The organism is Verrucosispora sp. WMMD1129, assembly GCF_029581255.1.
Classification (GTDB): Bacteria; Actinomycetota; Actinomycetes; order Mycobacteriales; family Micromonosporaceae; genus Micromonospora; species Micromonospora sediminimaris.
In genome coordinates this window covers 2670227-2690525 of sequence record NZ_CP120741.1, presented here as the reverse complement: position 1 = coordinate 2690525, position 20299 = coordinate 2670227, and the positions used below count along the sequence as shown (strand labels likewise).

At 69.9% G+C, this 20299-nt stretch carries 20 protein-coding genes; 15 read left to right on the top strand and 5 right to left on the bottom strand.

Features of this window, described 5'->3' with window-relative positions; translation table 11 throughout:
• The first annotated feature begins 80 nt into the window (after positions 1 to 80).
• The 5 genes from O7624_RS12260 to cysN all read left to right on the top strand — a co-directional run bounded on the left by O7624_RS12260 (position 81) and on the right by cysN (position 4774).
• Complete coding sequence (locus O7624_RS12260; RefSeq protein ID WP_282240084.1) at positions 81 to 770, top strand: 50S ribosomal protein L25/general stress protein Ctc; 690 nt, start codon at positions 81 to 83, stop codon at positions 768 to 770.
• Positions 771 to 887: 117 nt separating this feature from the next.
• Positions 888 to 1478 carry an aminoacyl-tRNA hydrolase gene (gene pth / locus O7624_RS12255; RefSeq protein ID WP_093408210.1) on the top strand — a complete coding sequence of 197 codons (591 nt, stop codon included), beginning with the start codon at positions 888 to 890 and terminating at the stop codon, positions 1476 to 1478.
• Between the two features lie 178 nt (positions 1479 to 1656).
• Positions 1657 to 2490, top strand: a complete 834-nt coding sequence (locus tag O7624_RS12250) for an inositol monophosphatase family protein (protein WP_093408207.1) — start codon at positions 1657 to 1659, stop codon at positions 2488 to 2490.
• A 74-nt stretch (positions 2491 to 2564) separates the two neighbouring features.
• Positions 2565 to 3473 carry a sulfate adenylyltransferase subunit CysD gene (gene cysD / locus O7624_RS12245; protein WP_093408204.1) on the top strand — a complete coding sequence of 303 codons (909 nt, stop codon included), beginning with the start codon at positions 2565 to 2567 and terminating at the stop codon, positions 3471 to 3473.
• Positions 3473 to 4774 (top strand): sulfate adenylyltransferase subunit CysN, encoded by a 1302-nt coding sequence (gene cysN / locus O7624_RS12240; RefSeq protein ID WP_282240083.1) that lies wholly within the window; start codon positions 3473 to 3475, stop codon positions 4772 to 4774. Before cysD ends, cysN begins: the two co-directional genes overlap by 1 nt.
• A gap of 102 nt (positions 4775 to 4876) precedes the next feature.
• On the opposite strand, the gene galK is transcribed toward cysN, so the two are convergent.
• Positions 4877 to 6046: a galactokinase gene (galK, locus tag O7624_RS12235; protein ID WP_282240082.1), complete on the bottom strand. Its 1170-nt coding sequence runs from the start codon at positions 6044 to 6046 to the stop codon at positions 4877 to 4879.
• The gene (gene galE, locus O7624_RS12230; RefSeq protein WP_282240081.1) at positions 6043 to 7026 is read right to left on the bottom strand and encodes a UDP-glucose 4-epimerase GalE; all 984 of its coding nucleotides are present in this window, start codon (positions 7024 to 7026) and stop codon (positions 6043 to 6045) included. Before galE ends, galK begins: the two co-directional genes overlap by 4 nt.
• A 78-nt stretch (positions 7027 to 7104) precedes the next feature.
• On the opposite strand from galE, the gene O7624_RS12225 reads away from it, so the two are divergent.
• From O7624_RS12225 to O7624_RS12205, 5 genes are all read left to right on the top strand, one after another.
• Positions 7105 to 8103 (top strand): hemolysin family protein, encoded by a 999-nt coding sequence (locus O7624_RS12225; protein WP_282240080.1) that lies wholly within the window; start codon positions 7105 to 7107, stop codon positions 8101 to 8103.
• A 32-nt stretch (positions 8104 to 8135) separates the two neighbouring features.
• Entirely contained in the window at positions 8136 to 9161 is a 1026-nt protein-coding gene (gene trpS, locus O7624_RS12220; protein ID WP_093408192.1) for a tryptophan--tRNA ligase, read from the top strand.
• Positions 9162 to 9197: 36 nt separating this feature from the next.
• A complete protein-coding gene (locus O7624_RS12215; protein WP_093408189.1) occupies positions 9198 to 9767 on the top strand; it encodes a 2'-5' RNA ligase family protein in 570 nt (189 codons plus the stop codon).
• 63 nt (positions 9768 to 9830) lie between these two features.
• A complete protein-coding gene (locus O7624_RS12210) occupies positions 9831 to 10754 on the top strand; it encodes a YhjD/YihY/BrkB family envelope integrity protein (protein WP_282240079.1) in 924 nt (307 codons plus the stop codon).
• Between the two features lie 74 nt (positions 10755 to 10828).
• On the top strand, positions 10829 to 11266 hold the full coding sequence (locus O7624_RS12205) for a hypothetical protein (protein WP_093408568.1): 438 nt from the start codon (positions 10829 to 10831) through the stop codon (positions 11264 to 11266).
• Positions 11267 to 11422: 156 nt separating this feature from the next.
• Here the strand turns inward: O7624_RS12205 and O7624_RS12200 are convergent, their stop codons facing one another.
• Together O7624_RS12200 and O7624_RS12195 are read right to left on the bottom strand one after the other, a co-directional pair.
• Complete coding sequence (locus O7624_RS12200) at positions 11423 to 13054, bottom strand: glycoside hydrolase family 13 protein (protein WP_282240078.1); 1632 nt, start codon at positions 13052 to 13054, stop codon at positions 11423 to 11425.
• A 151-nt stretch (positions 13055 to 13205) separates the two neighbouring features.
• The gene (locus tag O7624_RS12195; protein WP_170863543.1) at positions 13206 to 14291 is read right to left on the bottom strand and encodes a LacI family DNA-binding transcriptional regulator; all 1086 of its coding nucleotides are present in this window, start codon (positions 14289 to 14291) and stop codon (positions 13206 to 13208) included.
• A gap of 329 nt (positions 14292 to 14620) precedes the next feature.
• On the opposite strand from O7624_RS12195, the gene O7624_RS12190 reads away from it, so the two are divergent.
• From O7624_RS12190 to O7624_RS12180, 3 genes are all read left to right on the top strand, one after another.
• Positions 14621 to 15925, top strand: coding sequence for an extracellular solute-binding protein (locus tag O7624_RS12190; protein WP_093408182.1), 1305 nt, complete (start codon positions 14621 to 14623; stop codon positions 15923 to 15925).
• A 106-nt stretch (positions 15926 to 16031) separates the two neighbouring features.
• Positions 16032 to 17048 carry a sugar ABC transporter permease gene (locus O7624_RS12185; protein ID WP_093408179.1) on the top strand — a complete coding sequence of 339 codons (1017 nt, stop codon included), beginning with the start codon at positions 16032 to 16034 and terminating at the stop codon, positions 17046 to 17048.
• Position 17049: 1 nt separating this feature from the next.
• Positions 17050 to 17964: a sugar ABC transporter permease gene (locus O7624_RS12180; RefSeq protein WP_282240077.1), complete on the top strand. Its 915-nt coding sequence runs from the start codon at positions 17050 to 17052 to the stop codon at positions 17962 to 17964.
• Positions 17965 to 18020: 56 nt separating this feature from the next.
• Here the strand turns inward: O7624_RS12180 and O7624_RS12175 are convergent, their stop codons facing one another.
• Positions 18021 to 18617 (bottom strand): TetR/AcrR family transcriptional regulator, encoded by a 597-nt coding sequence (locus tag O7624_RS12175; RefSeq protein WP_198413224.1) that lies wholly within the window; start codon positions 18615 to 18617, stop codon positions 18021 to 18023.
• A 102-nt stretch (positions 18618 to 18719) separates the two neighbouring features.
• On the opposite strand from O7624_RS12175, the gene O7624_RS12170 reads away from it, so the two are divergent.
• Positions 18720 to 19691, top strand: a complete 972-nt coding sequence (locus O7624_RS12170) for a hypothetical protein (protein ID WP_282240076.1) — start codon at positions 18720 to 18722, stop codon at positions 19689 to 19691.
• A gap of 18 nt (positions 19692 to 19709) precedes the next feature.
• Positions 19710 to 20051 (top strand): hypothetical protein, encoded by a 342-nt coding sequence (locus tag O7624_RS12165; protein WP_093408563.1) that lies wholly within the window; start codon positions 19710 to 19712, stop codon positions 20049 to 20051.
• Positions 20052 to 20299 lie beyond the last annotated feature (248 nt).

Below are 20299 nucleotides of genomic sequence, written 5' to 3'. Positions count from 1 at the left end.
GACGCATGAGCCCCTGCGAGCCCCCCGCCCAGCACCGCCAGACGACAAAGCTGCCGCAGCGAAGCATCAGGAGTTTCCCCGTGTCCGAGGTAAAGATCAGCGCCGAGCCCCGCACCGAGTTCGGCAAGGGTGGTGCCCGCCGTACCCGCCGGGCCGGCATGGTGCCCGCCGTGCTGTACGGCCATGGCGAGAAGCCCAAGCACATCGCGTTGCCGGCCCGCGAGTTCGCGGCGGCCATTCGTAACGGTGGTGCCAACCAGCTCCTCGCGCTGGACATCAGCGACGGCACGCAGGCGCTGGCGCTGCCGAAGGCGATCCAGCGGGACCCGATCAAGGACACCTTCGAGCACGTCGACCTGCTGCTGGTGCGTCGCGGCGAGAAGGTCACCGTGGATGTCCCGGTCCAGCTCACGGGTGAGGCCGCGCGCGACACGCTGATCGTGCACGACCACGACACCCTCTCGGTGAGCGCCGACGCGACCAAGGTGCCGGATCACCTGGAGGCTTCGATCGAGGGCGCCGAGCCGGGTTCCCAGGTCACCGCCGCTGACGTGACGCTGCCGGCGGGTGTGGAGCTGGCCGGTGACCCGCAGATGTTGATCGCTTCGATCACCGCCGCGCCGACCGCCGAGCAGCTGGAGTCGACGCTGCCCGAGGTCGAGGAGGCCACCGAGGAGGCCGAGGCCGAGGTCGGCGAGGTCACCGAGGGCGCTGCCGAGGCACCGTCCGCCGAGGGCGAGGCGGGCGCCGAGGCTCGTACCGAGGCCTGACAGCCTCTCAGTTCTGCGGCAGGCGTCCCCGGGTTCTTCGGGGGCGCCTGTCGGCGTATCGGATGATCGGCGGCGTGGGCGGTGGTTGGCCGTCGGTGCGAGCGGGAGGGGCGGGCGGTGACGGACGAGACCGGGCCGTGGCTGGTGGTCGGCCTGGGTAACCCGGGTCGGGAGTACGCGGGCAACCGGCACAACGTCGGGTTCATGGTCGCCGACCTGCTGGCTGGTCGGCTGGCTGGGAAGTTCGGCCGGCATCGGCGGGCGGTGGCGGAGGTCGCGGAGGGGCGGCTGGGGTTGGGCGGGCCGAAGCTGGTGCTGGCCAAGCCGCTGACCTACATGAATCTGTCCGGCGGGCCGGTGGCCAGCCTGGCGCAGTTCTACAAGGTGCCGCCGGGTCGGGTGATCGCGGTGCACGACGAGCTGGACATCGGCTACGGCCAGGTGCGGGTCAAGTGCGGCGGTGGTGAGGGCGGGCACAACGGCCTGCGGTCGATGTCGAAGTCGTTGGGCACGAAGGATTACGTGCGGGTGCGGTTCGGGATCGGTCGACCGCCGGGGCGGCAGGATCCGGCGGACTATGTGCTGTCGGATTTCGGCACGGCGGAACGCAAGGAGTTGGACTTTCTGGTGGACCGCGCCGCGGACGTGGTGGAATCCGTGGTCAGCCGGGGTGTGGAGCCGACTCAGAACCTCTATCACGGGGTCTAGCGCAGGTGCCGGGGCGCCCGCTCGACGTCGGCCTCGGCGTCACGGAGGTTCCGACACACGTTTCGGGGGCGAACTGCGGCGGTCGGGTCTGCCGGTGGCCCGGTAGTCTGCGGGTTCGGCGGTCGGGGCGGGGGCCGGCCGCTCGGCGTACGCGGATCGTGGCGACGGGAGCGGAAGCATGAGCGGTCCACCGATGATCGACGGGGCGTTCGCGCGGTGGCTGGCGGATCGTGCCGGGCAGGCGCTGCTGGGCCTGCGGGCGGAGATGGGGTTCGCCGATGCCGGTGCGTTGAAGTCGGCGGGAGACAAGGTCTCGCATGACCTGATCCGTACCGAATTGGCGAAGTGGCGCCCGGGTGACGCGGTGCTCTCCGAGGAGGACGAGGGTTCCCGGCTGGCGTGGGCGGCCGAGGTGAACACCGGCGCGGTTTCGCGGCTGACCGCCGACCGGGTCTGGATCATCGACCCGTTGGACGGTACGCGGGAGTTCAGCGAGGAGGGGCGCGCGGACTGGGCGGTGCACGTGGCGCTCTGGGCGCGTAACGCCACCACCTCGCATGGTCTGGTCGCCGGTGCGGTCGGGCTGCCGGCGCAGCATCGGGTGCTGGGTACGGATCTGCCCCCGGCCTATCCACCGATGACGCCGGAGGCGGCGACGGCGGGCGGTGCGGGGCGGTTGCGGTTGGCGGCCAGCCGCAGTCGGCCGCCGGTGTTCCTGACCGATCTCGCGGAGGAGGTCGGGGCGCAGTTGGTGCCGATGGGCTCGGCCGGGGCGAAGATCGCGGCGGTTGTGACAGGTGAGGTGGATGCGTACATCCATGCCGGCGGGCAGTACGAGTGGGATTCGGCGGCGCCGGTCGCTGTGGCGACGGCCACCGGACTGCACGCTTCCCGGATCGATGGTTCTGCGCTGAAATACAACGAGGCGGATCCGCGCCTGCCGGACCTGTTGGTGTGCCGTAAGGATCTCGCCAGCCGGTTACTTGCGGCGTTGCATCGGCATTGCGGGTAGCCTGTCGCTACTTCCTGACATCCCCGACCGGAAAGGTCTGGAAAGCGGATGACCGAGCGAATCGAGCCGGTGTCATGACCAGCGCTGCGTACCAGGTCACCCATCTCGACGCGCTGGAGGCGGAGAGCATCTTCGTGATGCGCGAGGTGGTCGCCGAGTTGGAGCGGCCGGTGCTGCTCTTCTCCGGTGGCAAGGACTCGATCGTCATGCTCCGGCTGGCGCAGAAGGCGTTCGCGCCGGGTCACATTCCGTTCCCGGTGATGCACGTCGACACGGGTCACAACTTCCCGGAGGTGCTCGACTACCGCGATCGGCGGGTGGCCGAGCTGGGCCTGCAACTGGTGGTGGCCAGCGTGCCGGAGGCCCTGGCCAGTGGTCTGGTCCGGGAGTCCGCGGACGGGACGCGTAACCGGATCCAGACGCCGGTGTTGCTGGAGGCGGTGGAGAAGCACCGGTTCAACGCCCTCTTCGGCGGGGCCCGGCGGGATGAGGAGAAGGCCCGGGCGAAGGAGCGGATGTTCAGCTTCCGGGACGAGTTCGGCCAGTGGGATCCGAAGAACCAGCGGCCGGAGCTGTGGGCGCTCTACAACGGCCGGCATCATCCGGGCGAGTCGATCCGGGTGTTCCCGCTGTCCAACTGGACGGAGTTGGACGTGTGGCACTACATCGCCCGCGAGCGGATCGAGTTGCCGTCGATCTACTACGCGCACGAGCGTGAGGTGGTCGAGCGTGACGGGATGCTCTACGCGGTGAACGAGTTCCTGCCGGCGCGGGCCGGTGAGGAGCGGTTCAAGGCCCGGGTGCGGTACCGCACGGTGGGCGACGCCTCCTGCACGGCGGCGGTGCGCTCGGACGCGGACACGGTCGAGAAGGTCATCGAGGAGGTCGCCGCGACCAGGATCACCGAGCGTGGCGCGACCCGGGGTGACGACCGGGTCAGCGAGGCCGCGATGGAGGACCGCAAGCGGGAGGGCTACTTCTGATGAGCACCGAGACCCTGGACGCCGCTCCCGTTGCCGAGGGCCGGCCGATGGATCTGTTGCGTTTCGCCACGGCCGGGAGTGTGGACGACGGCAAGTCGACCCTGATCGGTCGGCTGCTCTACGACACGAAGTCGCTGTTCACCGACCAGTTGGCGGCGGTCGAGGCGGTCAGCGCGGCTCGCGGTGACGAGTACACCAACCTGGCGTTGCTCACCGACGGCCTGCGGGCCGAGCGGGAGCAGGGCATCACCATCGACGTGGCGTACCGCTACTTCGCCACGCCTCGGCGCAAGTTCATCATCGCCGACACCCCCGGGCACATCCAGTACACCCGGAACATGGTCACCGGGGCCTCCACCGCCGACCTGGCGCTGATCCTGGTGGATGCCCGCAAGGGACTGGTCGAGCAGTCCCGCCGGCATGCCTTCCTCTGCTCGCTGTTGCGGGTGCCGCACCTGGTGCTCTGCGTCAACAAGATGGATCTGGTCGACTACTCGCAGGAGGTCTTCGAGCGGATCGCCGACGAGTTCACCGCGTTCGCCGCGAAGCTGGACGTGCCGGATCTGACGGTGGTGCCGATCTCCGCGTTGCGGGGCGACAACATCGTCAGCCGCTCGGAGAACATGCCCTGGTACGAAGGCCCGGCATTGCTGCATCACCTGGAGCGGGTGCACATTGCCAGCGACCGCAACCTGGTCGACGTCCGCTTTCCGGTGCAGTACGTCATCCGCCCGCAGTCGACCACGGTCACCGATTACCGGGGTTACGCCGGTCAGGTGGCCTCCGGGGTGCTGAAGCCGGGTGACGAGGTGATGGTGCTGCCCTCGGGCTTCACCAGCCGGATCGCCGCGGTGGAGACCGCCGACGGGCCGGTCGCGGAGGCGTTCCCGCCGATGTCGGTGACGGTACGCCTGGAGAACGAGATCGACATCTCGCGTGGTGACATGATCTGCCGTCCGAACAACGCGCCGGCGGTGGCGCAGGACATCGAGGCGATGGTCTGCTGGATGGACGAGACCCGCCCGTTGCAGGTCGGCGGCAAGTACTCGATCAAGCACACGACCCGTGCGGCGCGGGCCATCGTGCGGGGCTTGCACTACCGTCTCGACATCAACTCGCTGCACCGCGACGAGTCGGCCAACGAGTTGCGGCTCAACGAGATCGGTCGGGTCCGCCTGCGGACCACCATCCCGCTGTTGGCCGACGAGTACCGCCGTAACCGCACCACCGGCGGGTTCATCATCATCGACGAGGCCACCAACCGCACCGTCGGCGCCGGCATGATCGTCGAAACCCCCTGACCCACTTACCCGGAGCCCCCGGGAACCCTGGTTGATCAAGAAGTTTTGGTCGGGATCGCGCGCGATCCCGACCAAAACTTCTTGATCAACGCGTAGTGGGGGTCAGTGCAGGCGGGTGGCGCCGGGGGCGGGGGTGGCGGGGGTGACGGTGGGGGTGGCGAAGGCGCGGTTGGCGTAGGCGGCGGTGATGGCGGCGGCAACCCGGTCGGACTGGTCGGCCTCGACCAGGGCCAGCACGCAGCCGCCGAAGCCACCACCGGTCATCCGCGCGCCGAGCGCCCCGGCGGCCAGCGCGGCCTCGACCGCGACGTCCACCTCGGGGACGGTGATGGCGAAGTCGTCCCGCATGGAGGCGTGCGAGGCGGTGAGCAGCGGCCCGATCTGCCGGACCTGCCCGTCGCGCAGCAGCGCCACGGTGTCGAGTACCCGCTGGTTTTCGGTGACCACATGGCGAACCCGGCGGCGGGTCTCGTCGTCGGGGAGCCGGGCGAGCGCGGCGTCGAGGTTGGCGGGCGGCACGTCACGCAGGGCGGGTACGTCGAGCAGCGCGGCTGCCTTCTCACAGCTGGCGCGGCGGGCCGCGTACTCGCCGTCGGCGTGCCGGTGCGGGGCTCGACTGTCGATCACCAGGATCGCGAGGTCGGCGCCGTCGAGGTCGAACGGGATGTGTTCGACCTGCTCGGTGCGGCAGTCGAGGAAGAGGGCGTGTCCGGTCCGGCAGCGGATCACCGCCGACTGGTCCATGATGCCGGTGGGCGCGCCGACGTACTGGTTCTCGGCGCGCTGAGCCAGCCGGGGCTGCTGTTCGGCCGGCAGCGTCAACCCGCCCAGGTCGACAAGCGCCGCGAGCACAGCAGCCTCAAGTGCGGCCGAGGAGGAGAGCCCGGCGCCGAGCGGCACGTCGGAGGCGATGGCCAGCCGGGCGTTGGGCACGGGGTGCCCCGCCTCCCGCAGCGCCCACACCACGCCGGCCACGTACGCCGCCCAGCCGGTCACCCGGCCGGGGCGGGTCACCTCGTCGGTGCCGAAGCTGACCGTCTCGCCGGTCAGCTCGGAGCAGACCGTCCAGCTGCCGGTCGGCTGCGGCGAAGCCGCGACGACGGTACGCATCGGGAGTGCGAACGGCAGCACGAACCCGTCGTTGTAGTCGGTGTGCTCGCCGATCAGGTTGACCCGGCCGGGAGCCGCCCAGCGGCCGGCGGGCGCCTGGCCGTACGCGTGCTGAAAGCAGGCGGTGGCGCGGTCGGCCACCTCGTCGGGGTGGATGGTCACGGGCGGTCCAGAACCTGCGCGCGGTAGAAGGCCCAGGCGTCGGTGACCATGTCGTGCAGGGTGGGTTTGCGGGGTTCCCAGCCCAGTTCGGCGCGGGCCAGGGCGGAGGAGGCGACCAGCTCGGCGGGGTCGCCCTCACGGCGGGGCGCCACCTCGACCGGTACCGGGTGCCCGGTGACCTCGCGGACGACCTCGACCACCTGCCGGTTGGTGAAACCGTTGCCGTTGCCGAGGTTGTAGATGCGGTGTTGTCCGCCGGTCGCCGCGTCCAGGGCGAGCAGGTGGGCCCGGGCCAGGTCGGAGACGTGGATGTAGTCGCGGACGCAGGTGCCGTCGACGGTGGGGTAGTCGTCGCCGAAGAGTTGCAGCTTGTCCCGCCGGTCGGCGGCCACCTCCAGCGCGATCGGGATGAGGTGGGTCTCGGGGTCGTGTCGTTCGCCCAGTACCACGTCACCGTCGAGGTGAGCACCGGCGACGTTGAAGTAGCGCAGCGAGACGGCGGCCAGGCCGTGTCCGATCGCCTCGGCGGTGAGCATCATGTCGGCGGCGAGCTTCGTCGCCCCGTACGTGTTGGTGGGGGCTTTGACGGCGGTCTCCGGGATGGGCAGCTCGGTGGGATTGCCGTAGACGGCGGCGGTGGACGAGAACACCAGCCGCGGCACGCCGGCGGCCCGCACCGCGTCGATAAGCGCCAGGGTGCCGACGGTGTTGTTGTGCCAGTACCGCTCGGGGGCGACCATCGACTCGCCGGCGGCGATCAGCGCGGCGAAGTGCAGGACCCCGTCGAAGCCGGCCTGCGGGGTGAGCACCCTGGCCGCGTCGTGGATGCCGGCCTCGACGTGGGTGGCGTCGGGGGCGAGCGCGGCCCGGTGACCGGTGCGCAGGTCGTCCAACACGACCACCTCGTGCCCGGCGTCGAGCAGCATCCGGGTCACCACGCTGCCGATGAAACCGGCCCCGCCGGTGACGAGCAGTTTCACGTCGTTCCTCCCGCCTGGCCAACACGGTCGCGGCCTTGGTGGTCACCCTACGGCCCGGGGCTGGCTACCATCACTCCCATGCGGGCCTCGCGTCGGCGCATACCCCGACGGCGTGGCCACGACCCGCACCGCCGTCAGCCGGGACCTGTGGCCAGAGCGGTCGCCCGGGTCGTGGTCCGGGCCGCCGACGGTGCCCTGCGGCTCGTCACCGACCTGCTCGGTGCCGGCCCTACCGCCGGCCGGGAACGGATCAGTATGGCGGAACTGCGGGACCTGGTCGCCGCCAACACGGTCCTGGATCCGGTGGAGCAGCGCATCATCGACGACGTGCTGGTGGCCGGTGCGAGCCTGGTACGCGAGGTGATGATGCCCCGCACCGAGGTGGTGTTCCTATCCGCGGCGCTGACGATCGGCGAGGCGGAGCCGCTGGTGCGGGCCGGTCCGCACACCCGCTATCCGGTGGTCGACGGCACCCACGACGACGTGGTCGGTGTGGTGCATCTGCGAGACCTGCTGCTCGGCCCGGACCGGGCGCCGGGCACCACGGTCGGTCAACTGGCTCGCGAGGTCAAGCGGCTGCCGGCCAGTAAACGGGTGCTCGCCGCGTTGACCGAGATGCGACGGGAGGGGCATCACCTGGCGGTGGTGGTCGACGAGTATGGCGGCACCGCCGGCATCGTCACCTGCGAGGACCTGATCGAGGAACTGGTCGGTGAGATCCATGACGAGTACGCGGACGTCCCCGAGCCCGCGTACACCGGGCTGCCGGCGGTGGTGGACGGTCGGCTCAATCTCGCCGACTTCGCCGAACGCACGGGCGTTGCCCTGCCGACGGGCCCGTACGAGACGGTGGGCGGGTTCGTGATGGCCGCGCTGGGACGGCTGCCGGCGCCGGGTGACGAGATACCGGTCCCCGCCGAGTCGGCGCAGACGTCGGCCGGCGGCTGGCTGCTCCGGGTGTTGACCCTGGAGGGTCGACGGGTGGCCCGGCTGGCGGTCACCGTCGCGCGCCTGCCCGAGCAGCGGCGCGAGGTGGTCCCGGCGGCCGACCGGGCCCGACCCGCCGGCCCGTCATGACGTACGCCGGGCCAGCTGACAGAATTGCCGGCATGTCCGACGTTCCCGTCCGCCCCCGCGTCTTTTCCGGCATCCAGCCGACGGCCGACTCGTTCCATCTCGGCAACTACCTCGGCGCGGTGCGGCACTGGGTGGCGTTGCAGGAGTCGCACGACGCTTTCTACTGCGTGGTCGACCTGCACGCCATCACCGCCGGGCACGATCCGAAGGTGCTGCACCAGCGTTCCCGGGTGGCCGCCGCGCAGCTGCTCGCGGTCGGCCTGGATCCGGAACGCTGCACCCTGTTCGTGCAGTCCCAGGTGCCCGAGCACGCCCAGCTGGCGTGGGTGCTGGGCTGCATCACCGGGTTCGGCGAGGCCAGCCGGATGACCCAGTTCAAGGACAAGTCGCAGAAGCAGGGCAACGAGCGGGCCAGCGTCGGCCTGTTCACCTACCCGATCCTGCAGGCCGCCGACATCCTGCTCTACCAGGCCAACGCCGTACCGGTCGGCGAGGACCAGCGCCAGCACCTGGAGCTTTCCCGGGATCTGGCGCAGCGGTTCAACTCGCTGTTCGGCCGGACCTTCACGGTCCCGGCACCGCACATCGTCAAGGCCACGGCGAAGATCACCGACTTGCAGGACCCGACCGCCAAGATGTCGAAGTCCTCCTCCTCGCCGGGCGGCATCGTCGACCTGCTTGAGGACCCGGCGCGTTCGGCGAAGAAGATCCGGTCGGCGGTCACCGACACCGGCCGGGAGATCGTCTTCGACGAGGCCACCAAGCCGGGTATCTCAAACCTGCTCACCATCTTCTCGGCGTTGAGCGGTCGGGGCATCGACGACCTGGTCGCGGCGTACGACGGTAAGGGCTACGGCGACCTGAAGAAGGACCTCGCCGAGGTGGTCCGGGAATTCGTCAGCCCGATCCAGCAGCGCACCCGTTCGTATCTCGACGACCCCGCCCAGTTGGACAAGCTCCTCGCCGCCGGCGCGGAGAAGGCCCGCGCGGTGGCGGCACCGACATTGCGGACCGCGTACGAGCGGGTCGGTTTCTTTCCACCCGTACGCGGCGAGTGAGCGTCCGAGCGGGGGCGGCGGTGCGGGCAGGGGCCGATGGCCGGAGGGGTGGCGTGCAGCGTGGAGCAGGGGACCGAAGCGCCTGCGGTCGGTGACAGCGTCCAGATCGGCATCGCGGTCGACATTCCGGAGCCGTGGGGCAGTCTGCTGACCCGGCGTCGGCTGGAGGCCGGTGACCCGAACGCGGTGCCGGCCCACGTCACCCTGCTCGGGCCGACCGAGATCCCGGTGAGCGGGTTGCCGGCCGTGGAGCGGCACCTCGCCCGGGTTGCCGCCGCTCATCTACCGTTCAGCCTGCATCTGCGCGGCACCGGTACCTTCCGGCCGGTGACCCAGGTGGTGTTCGTCGCGGTCGCCGCCGGCATCAGCGAATGCGAACTGCTCGCCGCCGCGATCAACGCCGCCCCGCAGCTACGCCGGGAGCTTCGGTTTCCCTACCATCCGCATGTGACGGTCGCTCAGGACGTCGCGCCGGAGGCCCTGGACAAGGCGTACGAGGACTTGGCGGACTTCTCCGCGATGTTCGAGGTGGACCACTTCACCCTCTTCTCGCACAGCGGGCAGGCGCGCTGGCAGCCACGCCGGGACTTCCGACTGGGCGGCTGACCGCCCCGGCCGGCACGTCGGGTACCTCTGACACGGCGACGACGGATCGGTGAGGATGACGACGTGAACGTTCTGGGGCGGGTCGAGGCGGCCGTCGACCGCCGGCTGACCGCCGCGCGCCGCCGCTCCCCGGCCTTCGGTCACCTGTGGCGTGCCGGGGTGCTCTACACCGATCTCCAGGGCGGCCGGCTGGCCGCCGCGATCGCCTACTACGGCTTCTTCGCGGTCTTCGCGCTGGCCCTGGTCGCGTACGCGATCTTCGGCGCGATACTGGAGGACAACTACGAGGTGAGCGCGGCGGCGGAGGAGTTCCTCGGCGAGAACCTGCCGTTCCTCGATCCGGCCCAGGTCGCCGACAGCAGCGGCACCGCCGGGGTGGTCGGTCTGTTGATCCTGGTGTTGACCGGGATCGGCTGGGTGGAGGCGATCCGTTCCTCGCAGCGGCTGATCCACGGGCTCAACCAGCACCCGGGCAACCTGGTCGTGCGCCGCCTGGTCGACCTTGGTGTGCTGTTGGTCGTCTTCGTGCTGCTCGGCCTCTCGGTGGCGGCCGTGGACGCGTTGGAGACGCTGCTGCGGTTCCTGCTGCGCAGCACCGGCTCGTTCGCGCTCACCACGGTCAGTGCGCTGCTCAGCGTGCTGGTCAACGCGGTACTGGCCACGCTGCTGCTGGTCGCCGTGCCTCGGGTGCGGATGAGTCGGTCCCGGCTGCGGCCGGTGGTGCTGATCGTCGCGGTCGGCATCACCCTGCTCAACACCGTCGGCCGGTTCTGGGTGGGCCGGGTAGAACACAACCCCGCGTACACGGTGGTGGCCACCGCCGTCGGGTTGCTGGTCTATCTCTACCTGCTCAATCAGCTGGTGCTCTTCGGCGCCGCGCTGGCGGCGACGAGCCGGCGCGGGCGGACGGTGGACCTGGCCGGTCGACGTCCGCCGGTCGACCTTGACGTGGACACCGATCCCGGCACACCCGGCGGGGCGGGCTGAGCCGCTGATCCGGCCGGCTGAACGTTCCGCCGAACCCACCCCCACCTGCCCGGACACCGACGATGATGGGGATCGTGGGGGCACTCGTGACGTTGGACCTGCCGGCCGACTCGCCGATGCTGGAGCTGCCGTGGATCATCACGTTCGGTCCGCTCAGTGACGCCGACGAGTGGGAGCCGGTGGTGTGCGGCCCGTACGAGCGACCGCACGCGTTGGCGTTGGCCGAGGCGGTGGTCGCCGACGAACAGCTGATGGCGGTGGTGGAACCGCTGGTGCCGGCGGTGTCGCTGGAGCAGATCCGGGGCGAGATCGCCGCCGCGCAACTCGCCGCGCAGGACGAGGTGGCGCGGGTGGACCAGGCCGACCTCTACGGCGACTACGAGGACACCATCGACGAGGAGGAGTTGGAGGCGGCCGAGCACGACCGGGCCGCCGGCCCGCTGGCGGTGCCGGACGCGGCCGAACTGCGTGCCGGGCTCGCCCGGATCGCGGCCCAGCTCACCAGCGGCTGAACCGGTCGATAGGGGGCCGAAACACAGGTGCCGGTGCCCCGGGGGATTGCCCCGAGGACACCGGCACCGTCGCACCCCCCACCACAAGGGGTCGTGCCCAGCCGCCCGGCGGCGCGGAGCACGCCGGACGGCCGAGTCGATGGCGGGCTTACCCGGTCAGTTCCGCTCGAACCAGACCGCCGCGTCGACCGGCAGCAGGTGGCCGCCGTCGCGTTCGGTGAGCGTCGCGCTGGCGACGAGCGGCGTGCCGTACCCGTCGATCACCACCGGTGCGTCGCTGATGTTCACCACGCAGCTCAGCACGGTGTCACCGGCCTGACGCTGGAAGGCGAGCACCCCCGGGCCGGTCTCCAGCCAGGTGATGCCGCCGACGCCGGCCAGCGCCGGGTGGGTGTGGCGGATCCGCAGCGCCGCGCGGTACAGCTCCAGCGTGGAACCGGGCGTGCCGGTCTGTGCGGCCACCGAGAGGGCCTGCCAGGTCGTCGGGGCGGGCAGCCAGCTCAGCTCGCTGCCGGCCGGCCCGAAGCCGTACGGCGCCAGGTCGCCGCTCCACGGAATCGGAACCCGGCAGCCGTCCCGGCTCTCGCCGGTGCGCAGGAAGGCCGGATCCTGGCGCAGCTCGTCGGGCAGGTCGAGCACCTCGGGCAGGCCCAGTTCCTCACCCTGGTAGAGGTAGGCGCAGCCGGGCAGGGCGAGCATTAGCAGCGCGGCGGCCCGGGCGCGGCGCAGCCCGATCTCGCCGTCGCCGTAGCGGGTGACGTGCCGCTGCCGGTCGTGGTTGGACAGCACCCAGGTGGTCGGGGCGCCGACGATCGTCGACTCGGCCAGCGCCGTGTCGATCACCTTGCGGAACGAGTCGGCCGACCAGGTGGCGTCGAGGAAGTCGAAGCTGAAAGCCTGGTGCAGTTCGTCGGGGCCGATGTAGCGCGCCAGCCGCTGCGGCGTCTCGGCCCACGCCTCGGCGACGGCCATCCGGCCGCCAGGGTAGCTGTCCAGGATGGGTCGCCAGGCGCGGTAGATGTCGTGCACCTCGTCCTGGTCGAAGTAGGGCAGCCGACCCTTGCCGAGCAGTTCGGACTGGCGCTGGCCGGTGGTCATCGAGTTGAACCCGACGTCCGGCAGGCCCTCGGCCTTGATCATGCCGTGGGCCACGTCGATCCGGAATCCGTCGACGCCCCGGTCCAGCCAGAAGCGGAGGATGTCCTCGAACTCGGTGCGTACCTCGGGGTGCCGCCAGTTCAGGTCGGGCTGGGCGGGGTCGAACAGGTGCAGGTACCACTGGCCGTCGGGGACGCGGGTCCAGGCCGGGCCGCCGAAGATGCTCTCCCAGTCGTTGGGGGGCTGCTCGCCGTCGTCGCCCTTGCCGTCGGCGAAGAGGTAGCGCGCCCGTTCCGGCGACCCGGGGGCGGCGGCCAGCGCCGCGGCGAACCAGGGGTGCTGGTCGGAGGTGTGGTTCGGCACGATGTCGACGATGATCCGCAGGCCGAGCGCGTGGGCGTCGGTGATCATCGCCTCGAAGTCGGCGAGGTTGCCGAACATCGGGTCCACGTCGCGGTAGTCGGCTACGTCGTAGCCGCCGTCGACCATGGGCGAGGTGTAGAAGGGGGTCAGCCAGAGCGCGTCGACGCCCAGCTCGCGCAGGTAGGGCAGGCGTTCCCGGATGCCCTGGAGGTCACCGATGCCGTCGCCGTCGGAGTCGGCGAAGCTGCGGACGTAGACCTGGTAGACGACGGCGGATCGCCACCAGTCGGCGTCGGAGGTCAGCGGCGAGGGGGTGCTGACGGTCATCGGGTGTTCCCCGTTCTGTGGCGCGGGACGGCGGTCACCCGTTGGCGAGGTGGGGACGCACGGGTGTCTGAGCAGAATGCCGCGCCAGCTCTGCAAGAGTCAAGCATTTCTTGCGCAAGAAAGGTTGGTGATGCTGTTGCTGCGGGCTACGTCACGCCGGGACGGCAAGTGCGGACGGTGTCGGCCGCTGCCGGCCCGGGCCGCTCTGCGTGGACGCGGCGTCCTGCCGGGCCACCGCCGTCGACCCCCGCACCACCAGCTCCGGGCGGAACAGGTACTCCGAGTGCGGGGCGCCGTGTCCGTTGATCTCGTCGACCAGGGCCCGCACCGCGGCGACCGCCATCGCGGCCACCGGCTGCCGCATCGTGGTCAGCGGCGGGTCGGTGAAGGCCATCAGCGGCGAGTCGTCGTAGCCGACCACCGAGAGGTCTTCCGGTACGGACATGCCCCGCTGCCGGGCGGCCCGGATGGCGCCGAGTGCCATCAGATCGGAGCCGCAGACGATGCCGGTGGCGCCGCGCTCGATCAACCGGCCGGCCGCCGCCTCGCCGCCCTCGACGCCGAACAACGACAGCTCGGTCAGCTCGGCCAACTCGTCGTCGTCGACACCGGCGAGGCGCTCCATCGCCGCCTTGTAGCCGCTGACCTTGCGCTGGACCGGCACGAAGCGGTCGGGGCCGGTGATCAGGCCGATCCGCCGGTGGCCCAGGGCCACCAGGTGGGCCACGGCCAGCTCGGCGGCCTCCCGGTCGTCACAGGAGACGAAGGGCGCCGGGATGCCCGGCGCGTACCCGTTGATCATTACGATCGGCAGCGGGCGGGCGAGCAGGGTCCGGTACCGGTCGTGGTCGGCGGCGGTGTCGGCGTGCAGGCCGGAGACGAAGACGATCCCGGAGACCTGCCGGTCCAGCAGCATCTCCACGTACTCGTCCTCACGTACGCCGCCGGGGGTCTGGGTGCACAGCACCGGGGTGTAGCCGGTGGGGGCCAGGGCCGACTCGATGATCTGGGCGAACGCCGGGAAGATCGGATTGTCCAGCTCCGGGACCACCAGACCGACCAGTCCGGCGCTGCGCTTGCGCAGCCGGGCGGGCCGCTCGTACCCGAGCACGTCGAGGGCGGTCAGGACGGCCTGCCGAGTCTCGGGTGCCACGCCGGGGCGGTCGTTGAGCACCCGCGACACCGTGGCCTCGCTGACGTCGGCCTGCTGGGCGATGTCGGACAGGCGAGCGCGCATGGCGGCACTGTAGCTCACCGCCAAGTTCTTGCGCATTAGTCGGCAAGAACTTGCAGAATCGAGCAGCGTCCGTCGGGAGCGTTCCCATAGCGTCGGCCCGGATCGAGCCCTGACGGGACGATGGGTGGTCGCAAGGTATGCGCAAGGTGATGCTGGTTGGGAGTTCGGTCACCCCAGTCGGGGGCAAAATGCCCAGATGGCGGCAGTTGTCAACTGCTGAAGTTGCGGATGGGGCACGGTTGTTGCAGGGGTGTTCGCAAGGGGTTTCTAGTTACGAAAGTTCTTGCTACTGTCCCCGCCGTTACCCGGCAGGCAATTTAGGAGCGAACATGCGCCGCACAGCCAGGGGGACCGCCGTACTCGCCGCTGCCACTCTCGCCCTTTCCGTCGCCGCGTGCGGCGGAGGGGACGACAAGGCGGCCGAGGAGCAGCCGGCGGTAGACCCCGCTTCCCTCACCGCAGAACTGACCTGGTGGGACACCTCGGACCCGAAGAACGAGGGCCCGGCGTTCCAGGAGCTGATCGCCAAGTTCAACCAGACCTACCCGAACGTGAAGATCAACTACCAGTCGGTCCCGTTCGGTGAGGCGCAGAACAAGTTCAAGACCGCCGCCCAGGCCAACAACGGTGCCCCGGACATCCTGCGGGCCGAGGTCGCCTGGGTGCCTGAGTTCGCTTCGCTGGGCTACCTGTACGCGCTGGACGGCTCCGAGCTGCTCGCCGACGAGTCCGACTTCCTGGAGACCCCGCTCGCCTCCAACAAGTTCGACGGCAAGACCTACGGCGTTCCCCAGGTCACCGACAGCCTGGCGCTGATGTACAACAAGGAACTGCTGAGCCAGGCCGGCATCAGTGCGCCCCCGAAGACCTGGGCCGAGCTGAAGACCGCGGCGCAGACCATCAAGGAGAAGACTGACGCCGAGGGTGTCTACATCAACCCGGCCGGCTACTTCCTGCTGCCGTTCATGTACGGCGAGGGTGGCGACCTGGTCGACACCGCGAGCAAAAAGATCGTCATCAACTCGGAGCAGAACGCGGCCGGACTGGCGATCGCCAAGGACCTGATCGACAGCGGTGCGGCCGCCAAGCCGTCCGCCAACGACGCCTACGGCACCATGATGACCCTCTTCAAGGAGAAGAAGGTCGCCATGATCATCAACGGGCCGTGGGAGGTCAACAACGTCCAGCAGGCGCCGGGCTTCGGTGGCCTGGAGAACCTGGGTATCGCGCCGGTGCCGGGTGGCTCGGTGAAGGCCGGTGGCCCGGTCGGCGGCCACAACTACGTGATCTGGTCCGGCATGCCGCAGGAGAAGGTCGACGCCGCCGTCGCGTTCGTCAAGTTCATGAGCTCCGCCGAGTCGCAGGCGTTCCTCTCGGAGAAGCTGGGCCTGCTGCCGACCCGCACCTCGGCGTACGACCTCGACGCGGTCAAGAACAACGCGACCGTGGCCGCGTTCCAGCCGGTCGTGGAGGCCGGGGTGGGTCGGCCGTGGATCCCCGAGGCCGGTCAGTTCTTCGGCCCGCTCGACCAGATGGCCACCGAGGTCCTGATCCAGGACAAGGACCCGAAGGCCGCGTTGGACACCGTCGCCAAGAAGTACAAGGCCGAGGTCGTCCCCACCTACGAGAACTGATCTCACCGCCGGCTCTCCCGCCGGTGACCTCTCGGCACCCGGCAGGGTCGCGTGACCGTACCCGATCGCGCGGCCCTGCCGGACCTCCCCTCATGGAGCGCAGCTGATGACCACCGTGACAGCCGATCCGGCGCCTCCCTCGACGCCGTCCGGCCGATCCGCTCGTCCCTCCCGGCTGCGCCGCAGCTGGGAGAAGCACTGGTACGCCTGGGCGATGGTGCTGCCCGTCGTCATCGTCCTGGCGATTCTGATCTTCTACCCGCTGTTCCGCGGGATCTGGCTCTCCCTCACCAACCTCACCGAGGCCAACCAGGCCGCGGAGATCTGCACCAGGTCGATCACCGGTGGTGAGGTCTGTGCCGAGAACCCGAACAGGTGGGAGTTCGTCGGCCTCGACAACTACCTGAACGTGCTCAGCGGCAACGTCGGCGACTTCTGGCAGTGGACCGGCATCACGCTGATCTGGACCCTCGGATGCGTCGTGTTCCACTACGGCCTGGGCCTCGGCCTGGCCGTGATGCTCAACCGCCCGATGTGGGGCCGCGGCCTCTACCGGGTGCTGCTGGTGCTGCCCTGGGCGGTGCCGGCCTTCGTCAGTGCCTTCGCCTGGAAGTTCATCTTCAACGAGCGCTTCGGCCTGGCCAACTCGCTGCTCACCTCGCTCGGCATCGACCCGGTCGACTGGTTCGCCAACCAGTGGACGTCGCTGTTCACCGCGATCATCACCAACATCTGGCTCGGCGTGCCGTTCATGATGGTCGCCCTGCTGGGCGGGATGCAGACGATTCCCGGCGAGCTGTACGAGGCCGCCGAGATCGACGGCGCGTCCGCCTGGCAGCGGTTCCGCAACATCACCCTGCCGGGCCTGCGCCCGGTCAGCATGACGGTGATCCTGCTCGGCACGATCTGGACGTTCAACATGTTCCCGATCATCTTCCTGGTGACCGAGGGCCAGCCGGCGGGCGGAACCGAGATCCTGGTGACCGGTGCCTTCCGGGCGGCGTTCGAGGGCATCCGCAACTACTCGCTCGCGTCCACGTACGGCGTGCTGATCCTGTCGATCCTGCTGGTGTTCTCGATGTTCTACCGGCGGGCGCTGCGCAAGCAAGGCGAGGTGTGGTGACATGAGCCAACTGACCACTCCCGCAGCCGCGACGCCGGCTGCCGCCGTCCCGGCCGCCCCGGCGAAGACCGCGAAGCGGCCCGGCCGCAGCCGGCGCAGCCCGGCGAAGTCGCTGCTGCTGCACGGCACGCTGATCGTCGCCTCGCTTATCGCGCTCGGCCCGATCGCCTGGGTGCTGCTGTCCTCGTTCAAGCCCGGGTACGCGGTGCAGAGCAGCGACCTGACGCTGGTCAAGGACCCGACCCTGGCCAACTACAGCTACGTGCTGTTCGACACGAACTTCCCGAAGTGGCTGCTGAACTCGGTGATCGTCGCGGCGTTCACGATGCTCATCGGCATCTTCCTGTCGGCCACCACCGGGTACGCGGTCTCCCGATTCAACTTCCCCGGGCGCCGCCCGTTGATGATGACCTTCCTGATCACCCAGATGTTCCCGGCGGCCATCCTGATCGTGCCGATCTACACGATCATGGCGCGGTTCGGCCTGATCAACACGCTGCCGGCGCTGATCATCGCGTACCTGACCATCGCGGTGCCGTTCTGCGCCTGGATGCTCAAGGGCTACTTCGACTCCATCCCCACCTCGCTCGACGAGGCGGCGGCGCTGGACGGCTGCGGCCCTTTCGCGATCTTCTGGCGGGTGGTGCTGCCGCTGGCCCGGCCGGCCATCGCGGTCACCGCCTTCTACACCTTCCTCACCGCGTGGGGCGAGGTGATGTACGCGTCGGCGTTCATCCAGACCGACAACAAGTTCACCCTGGCGTACGGGCTCCAGCAGTTCGTGCCGCAGTTCAACCCGCAGTGGGAGTACCTGACGGCGGCGGCGGTCCTGGTGACCGTGCCGGCGGGCGTGGTGTTCATGATCGCCCAGCGGCACCTGGTCTCCGGGCTGACCGCCGGCGGCACGAAGGGCTGACCGGCCGGGCGCGGGTGGGCGCAGTTGACAGCGCCCACCCACGCCGACGGTGGTCGTCAGCGCTGCCGGCCGAACAGGACGCGGACGCCGGACAGATAGGTCGCCACATCTGGACCGCCGGTGATGATGCGCTGCAGGAACCAGCCTGGCAAGAGGCCGAACAGGGCCGCGGCCACGGCCGCCGGGTCGGCGTCGGCGGGTAACTCGCCGGCTTCCTGAGCCCTTCTGACCAGCACCTCGAAGTGACCGCGAAGCTTGGTGTATCTGCTTGCCGCGAACTCGCCAAGTGCCGGATCCCGTTGGGCCTCGCCCCACACCTGGATCGCGATCCGCAGCATCCCCTCGTCGCCGGCCTGGTTCTCCATGTACGCGAGCGCGTACTCCAGCGCCTTGTCCAGCGGTAGCGGCGGATCCTGCCGGGCCAACTCGTCGAGAACCTCTTCGGCGCCGCCGATGGTCTCCTCGGCGATGGCGCTGATCAGGGACGCCTTGCTCGGGAAGTAGCGGTAGACCGCGCCTACCGAGAGCCCTGCCTCGGCGATCACGTCCTGCATCGTCGTGCGGTGGAAACCCTCACGCAGGAAGCAACGGCGTGCCGCCTCGACGATCTGACGGCGACGGGCGGCGAGATGTTCCTCCGAGACACGTGGCACGGGTTACATCGTAAGACGAGCGTTCGTTCTTGACAGGAATCGATGGGCGGGAGGAGTCTGGGACGCATAAAAGAACGAGCATTCGTTTTGGAGAGTGCAACGATGTCGACCAGGAACCGGTCACCCCTGCTACTAGCCGTCCTCGTCGCCGCCCTCGCGGTCGCCGGGCAGGCACTGCTCGTACCCCTGTTCGCGGCTCCGGCGGCGAACCTGGCCCCACGCGACCTGCCGGTCGCCGTCGCCGGCCCGGCGCCCGCCGTGGCCGAGGCGGCCGGGCGGCTCGCCGCCGCGCGTCCCGGCGCCTTCTTGGTGACCACGCTGCCCGACGCGGAGGCGGCGGACCGGGCGCTGCGCGACCGGGAGGTCTATGGCGCATTCGTGATCGGAGCCGACGGCGTCACCCTGCACACCGCGTCGGCCGCCAGCCCCACGGTTGCCGCACTGCTCACCGAGGCGGCCGGCCAGTTGGGCGGAGGGCGGCCGGTGCCCGTGGTCGAGGTGGTGCCCACCATCGCCGACGATCCTCGGGGAGCCGGCTTCGCCGCCGGTTTCCTGCCCCTGGCGATGACGAGCCTGCTCGCCGGTGCATTGCTCGTCCTGTTGGTCGCCGGTGGCCTGGCGCGCCTGGTCGGGTTGGCGGCGACCGGCGTACTGGCGGGTCTGGTGGGCGTGGTGGTCCTGGATGGCTGGCTGGGCGTCATCGCCGGCGACTGGCTCGCCGAGGCTGCCGCCATCGGCCTGTTCGCCCTGGCCGCGTCGGCGGTGGTGGCCGGTCTCGGTGCACTCCTCGGGCGACCCGGCATCGGACTGGGCGCGCTGCTGGTCTTCCTGATCGGCAACCCGCTCTCCGCGGTCGGCGCCGCGCCGGAACTGCTGCCCCAGCCGTGGGGCGCGCTCGGCCAGTGGCTGCCGGTGGGCGCCGGCGGCACGCTGCTGCGCTCGGTCGCGTTCTTCGACGGTGCCGGCGCCGGTCGTCCGATCGCCGTACTGGCGGGCTACGCGGTGGTCGGACTGGCGCTGGTGCTGGTGGCATCCCGGATTCGCCGAGATGCCTCTACTACGAACCGTCGTTGATAGGGCAGGATGGGTCGGGTGGAAGCACTTCGACTCATCCTCCTCTACGTCCATCTGATCGGGTTCGCGTTGCTGCTCGGCGGCGCGATCGCCCAATATCTCACTGGCAAGATCCGGATCAACGCCGCCATGCTGTGGGGTTCGGTGATCCAGTTGCTGACCGGCATCGGCCTGAGCGCGCCACTGCGCGACGGTGACGAGCCGGCACCGGCGAAGCTTGTGACAAAGCTGGTGCTCGCCCTGTTGATCTTTGTAATGGTGTTCTTCTCCCGTAAGCGGGCCGAGGTCAACCGGGGGCACTTCCTCGCCATCGTGGGATTGACCCTGGCCAACGCGGCCGTTGCGGTCTTCTGGCGATAGCCGGCGAACCATCGGGCCGCCGGGTAAAAAGGGCTTTTCCGGCGCGAGTGCGCCCGCCTGCCGGCACCCTGAGTGATGTGCCCCACCCAAGCATTACGTAGGGGTAACAGGGCTCCAACAGTCCTGCACGATTGTCGGTCGGCAGGTGGGCGCGGGCGTACGCTCTGCTCCCGTAACGTGGGACGCCGGCGGCAAGGCGCAGGCCGGCTCAAGGGCTGCCACCGCGTACCCCGCGGTGTGCAATGGGA

Coding starts and splice junctions, on each gene's coding strand:
- O7624_RS12215 (WP_093408189.1), top strand. CDS start 9,198: ATGGCCGGAGGGGTGGCGTGCAGCGTGGAGCAGGGGACCGAAGCGCCT.
- O7624_RS12225 (WP_282240080.1), top strand. CDS start 7,105: ATGCGGGCCTCGCGTCGGCGCATACCCCGACGGCGTGGCCACGACCCG.
- cysN (WP_282240083.1), top strand. CDS start 3,473: ATGAGCACCGAGACCCTGGACGCCGCTCCCGTTGCCGAGGGCCGGCCG.
- trpS (WP_093408192.1), top strand. CDS start 8,136: ATGTCCGACGTTCCCGTCCGCCCCCGCGTCTTTTCCGGCATCCAGCCG.
- O7624_RS12170 (WP_282240076.1), top strand. CDS start 18,720: ATGTCGACCAGGAACCGGTCACCCCTGCTACTAGCCGTCCTCGTCGCC.
- cysD (WP_093408204.1), top strand. CDS start 2,565: ATGACCAGCGCTGCGTACCAGGTCACCCATCTCGACGCGCTGGAGGCG.
- O7624_RS12185 (WP_093408179.1), top strand. CDS start 16,032: ATGACCACCGTGACAGCCGATCCGGCGCCTCCCTCGACGCCGTCCGGC.
- O7624_RS12190 (WP_093408182.1), top strand. CDS start 14,621: ATGCGCCGCACAGCCAGGGGGACCGCCGTACTCGCCGCTGCCACTCTC.
- O7624_RS12250 (WP_093408207.1), top strand. CDS start 1,657: ATGAGCGGTCCACCGATGATCGACGGGGCGTTCGCGCGGTGGCTGGCG.
- O7624_RS12200 (WP_282240078.1), bottom strand. CDS start 13,054: ATGACCGTCAGCACCCCCTCGCCGCTGACCTCCGACGCCGACTGGTGG.
- O7624_RS12195 (WP_170863543.1), bottom strand. CDS start 14,291: ATGCGCGCTCGCCTGTCCGACATCGCCCAGCAGGCCGACGTCAGCGAG.
- O7624_RS12180 (WP_282240077.1), top strand. CDS start 17,050: ATGAGCCAACTGACCACTCCCGCAGCCGCGACGCCGGCTGCCGCCGTC.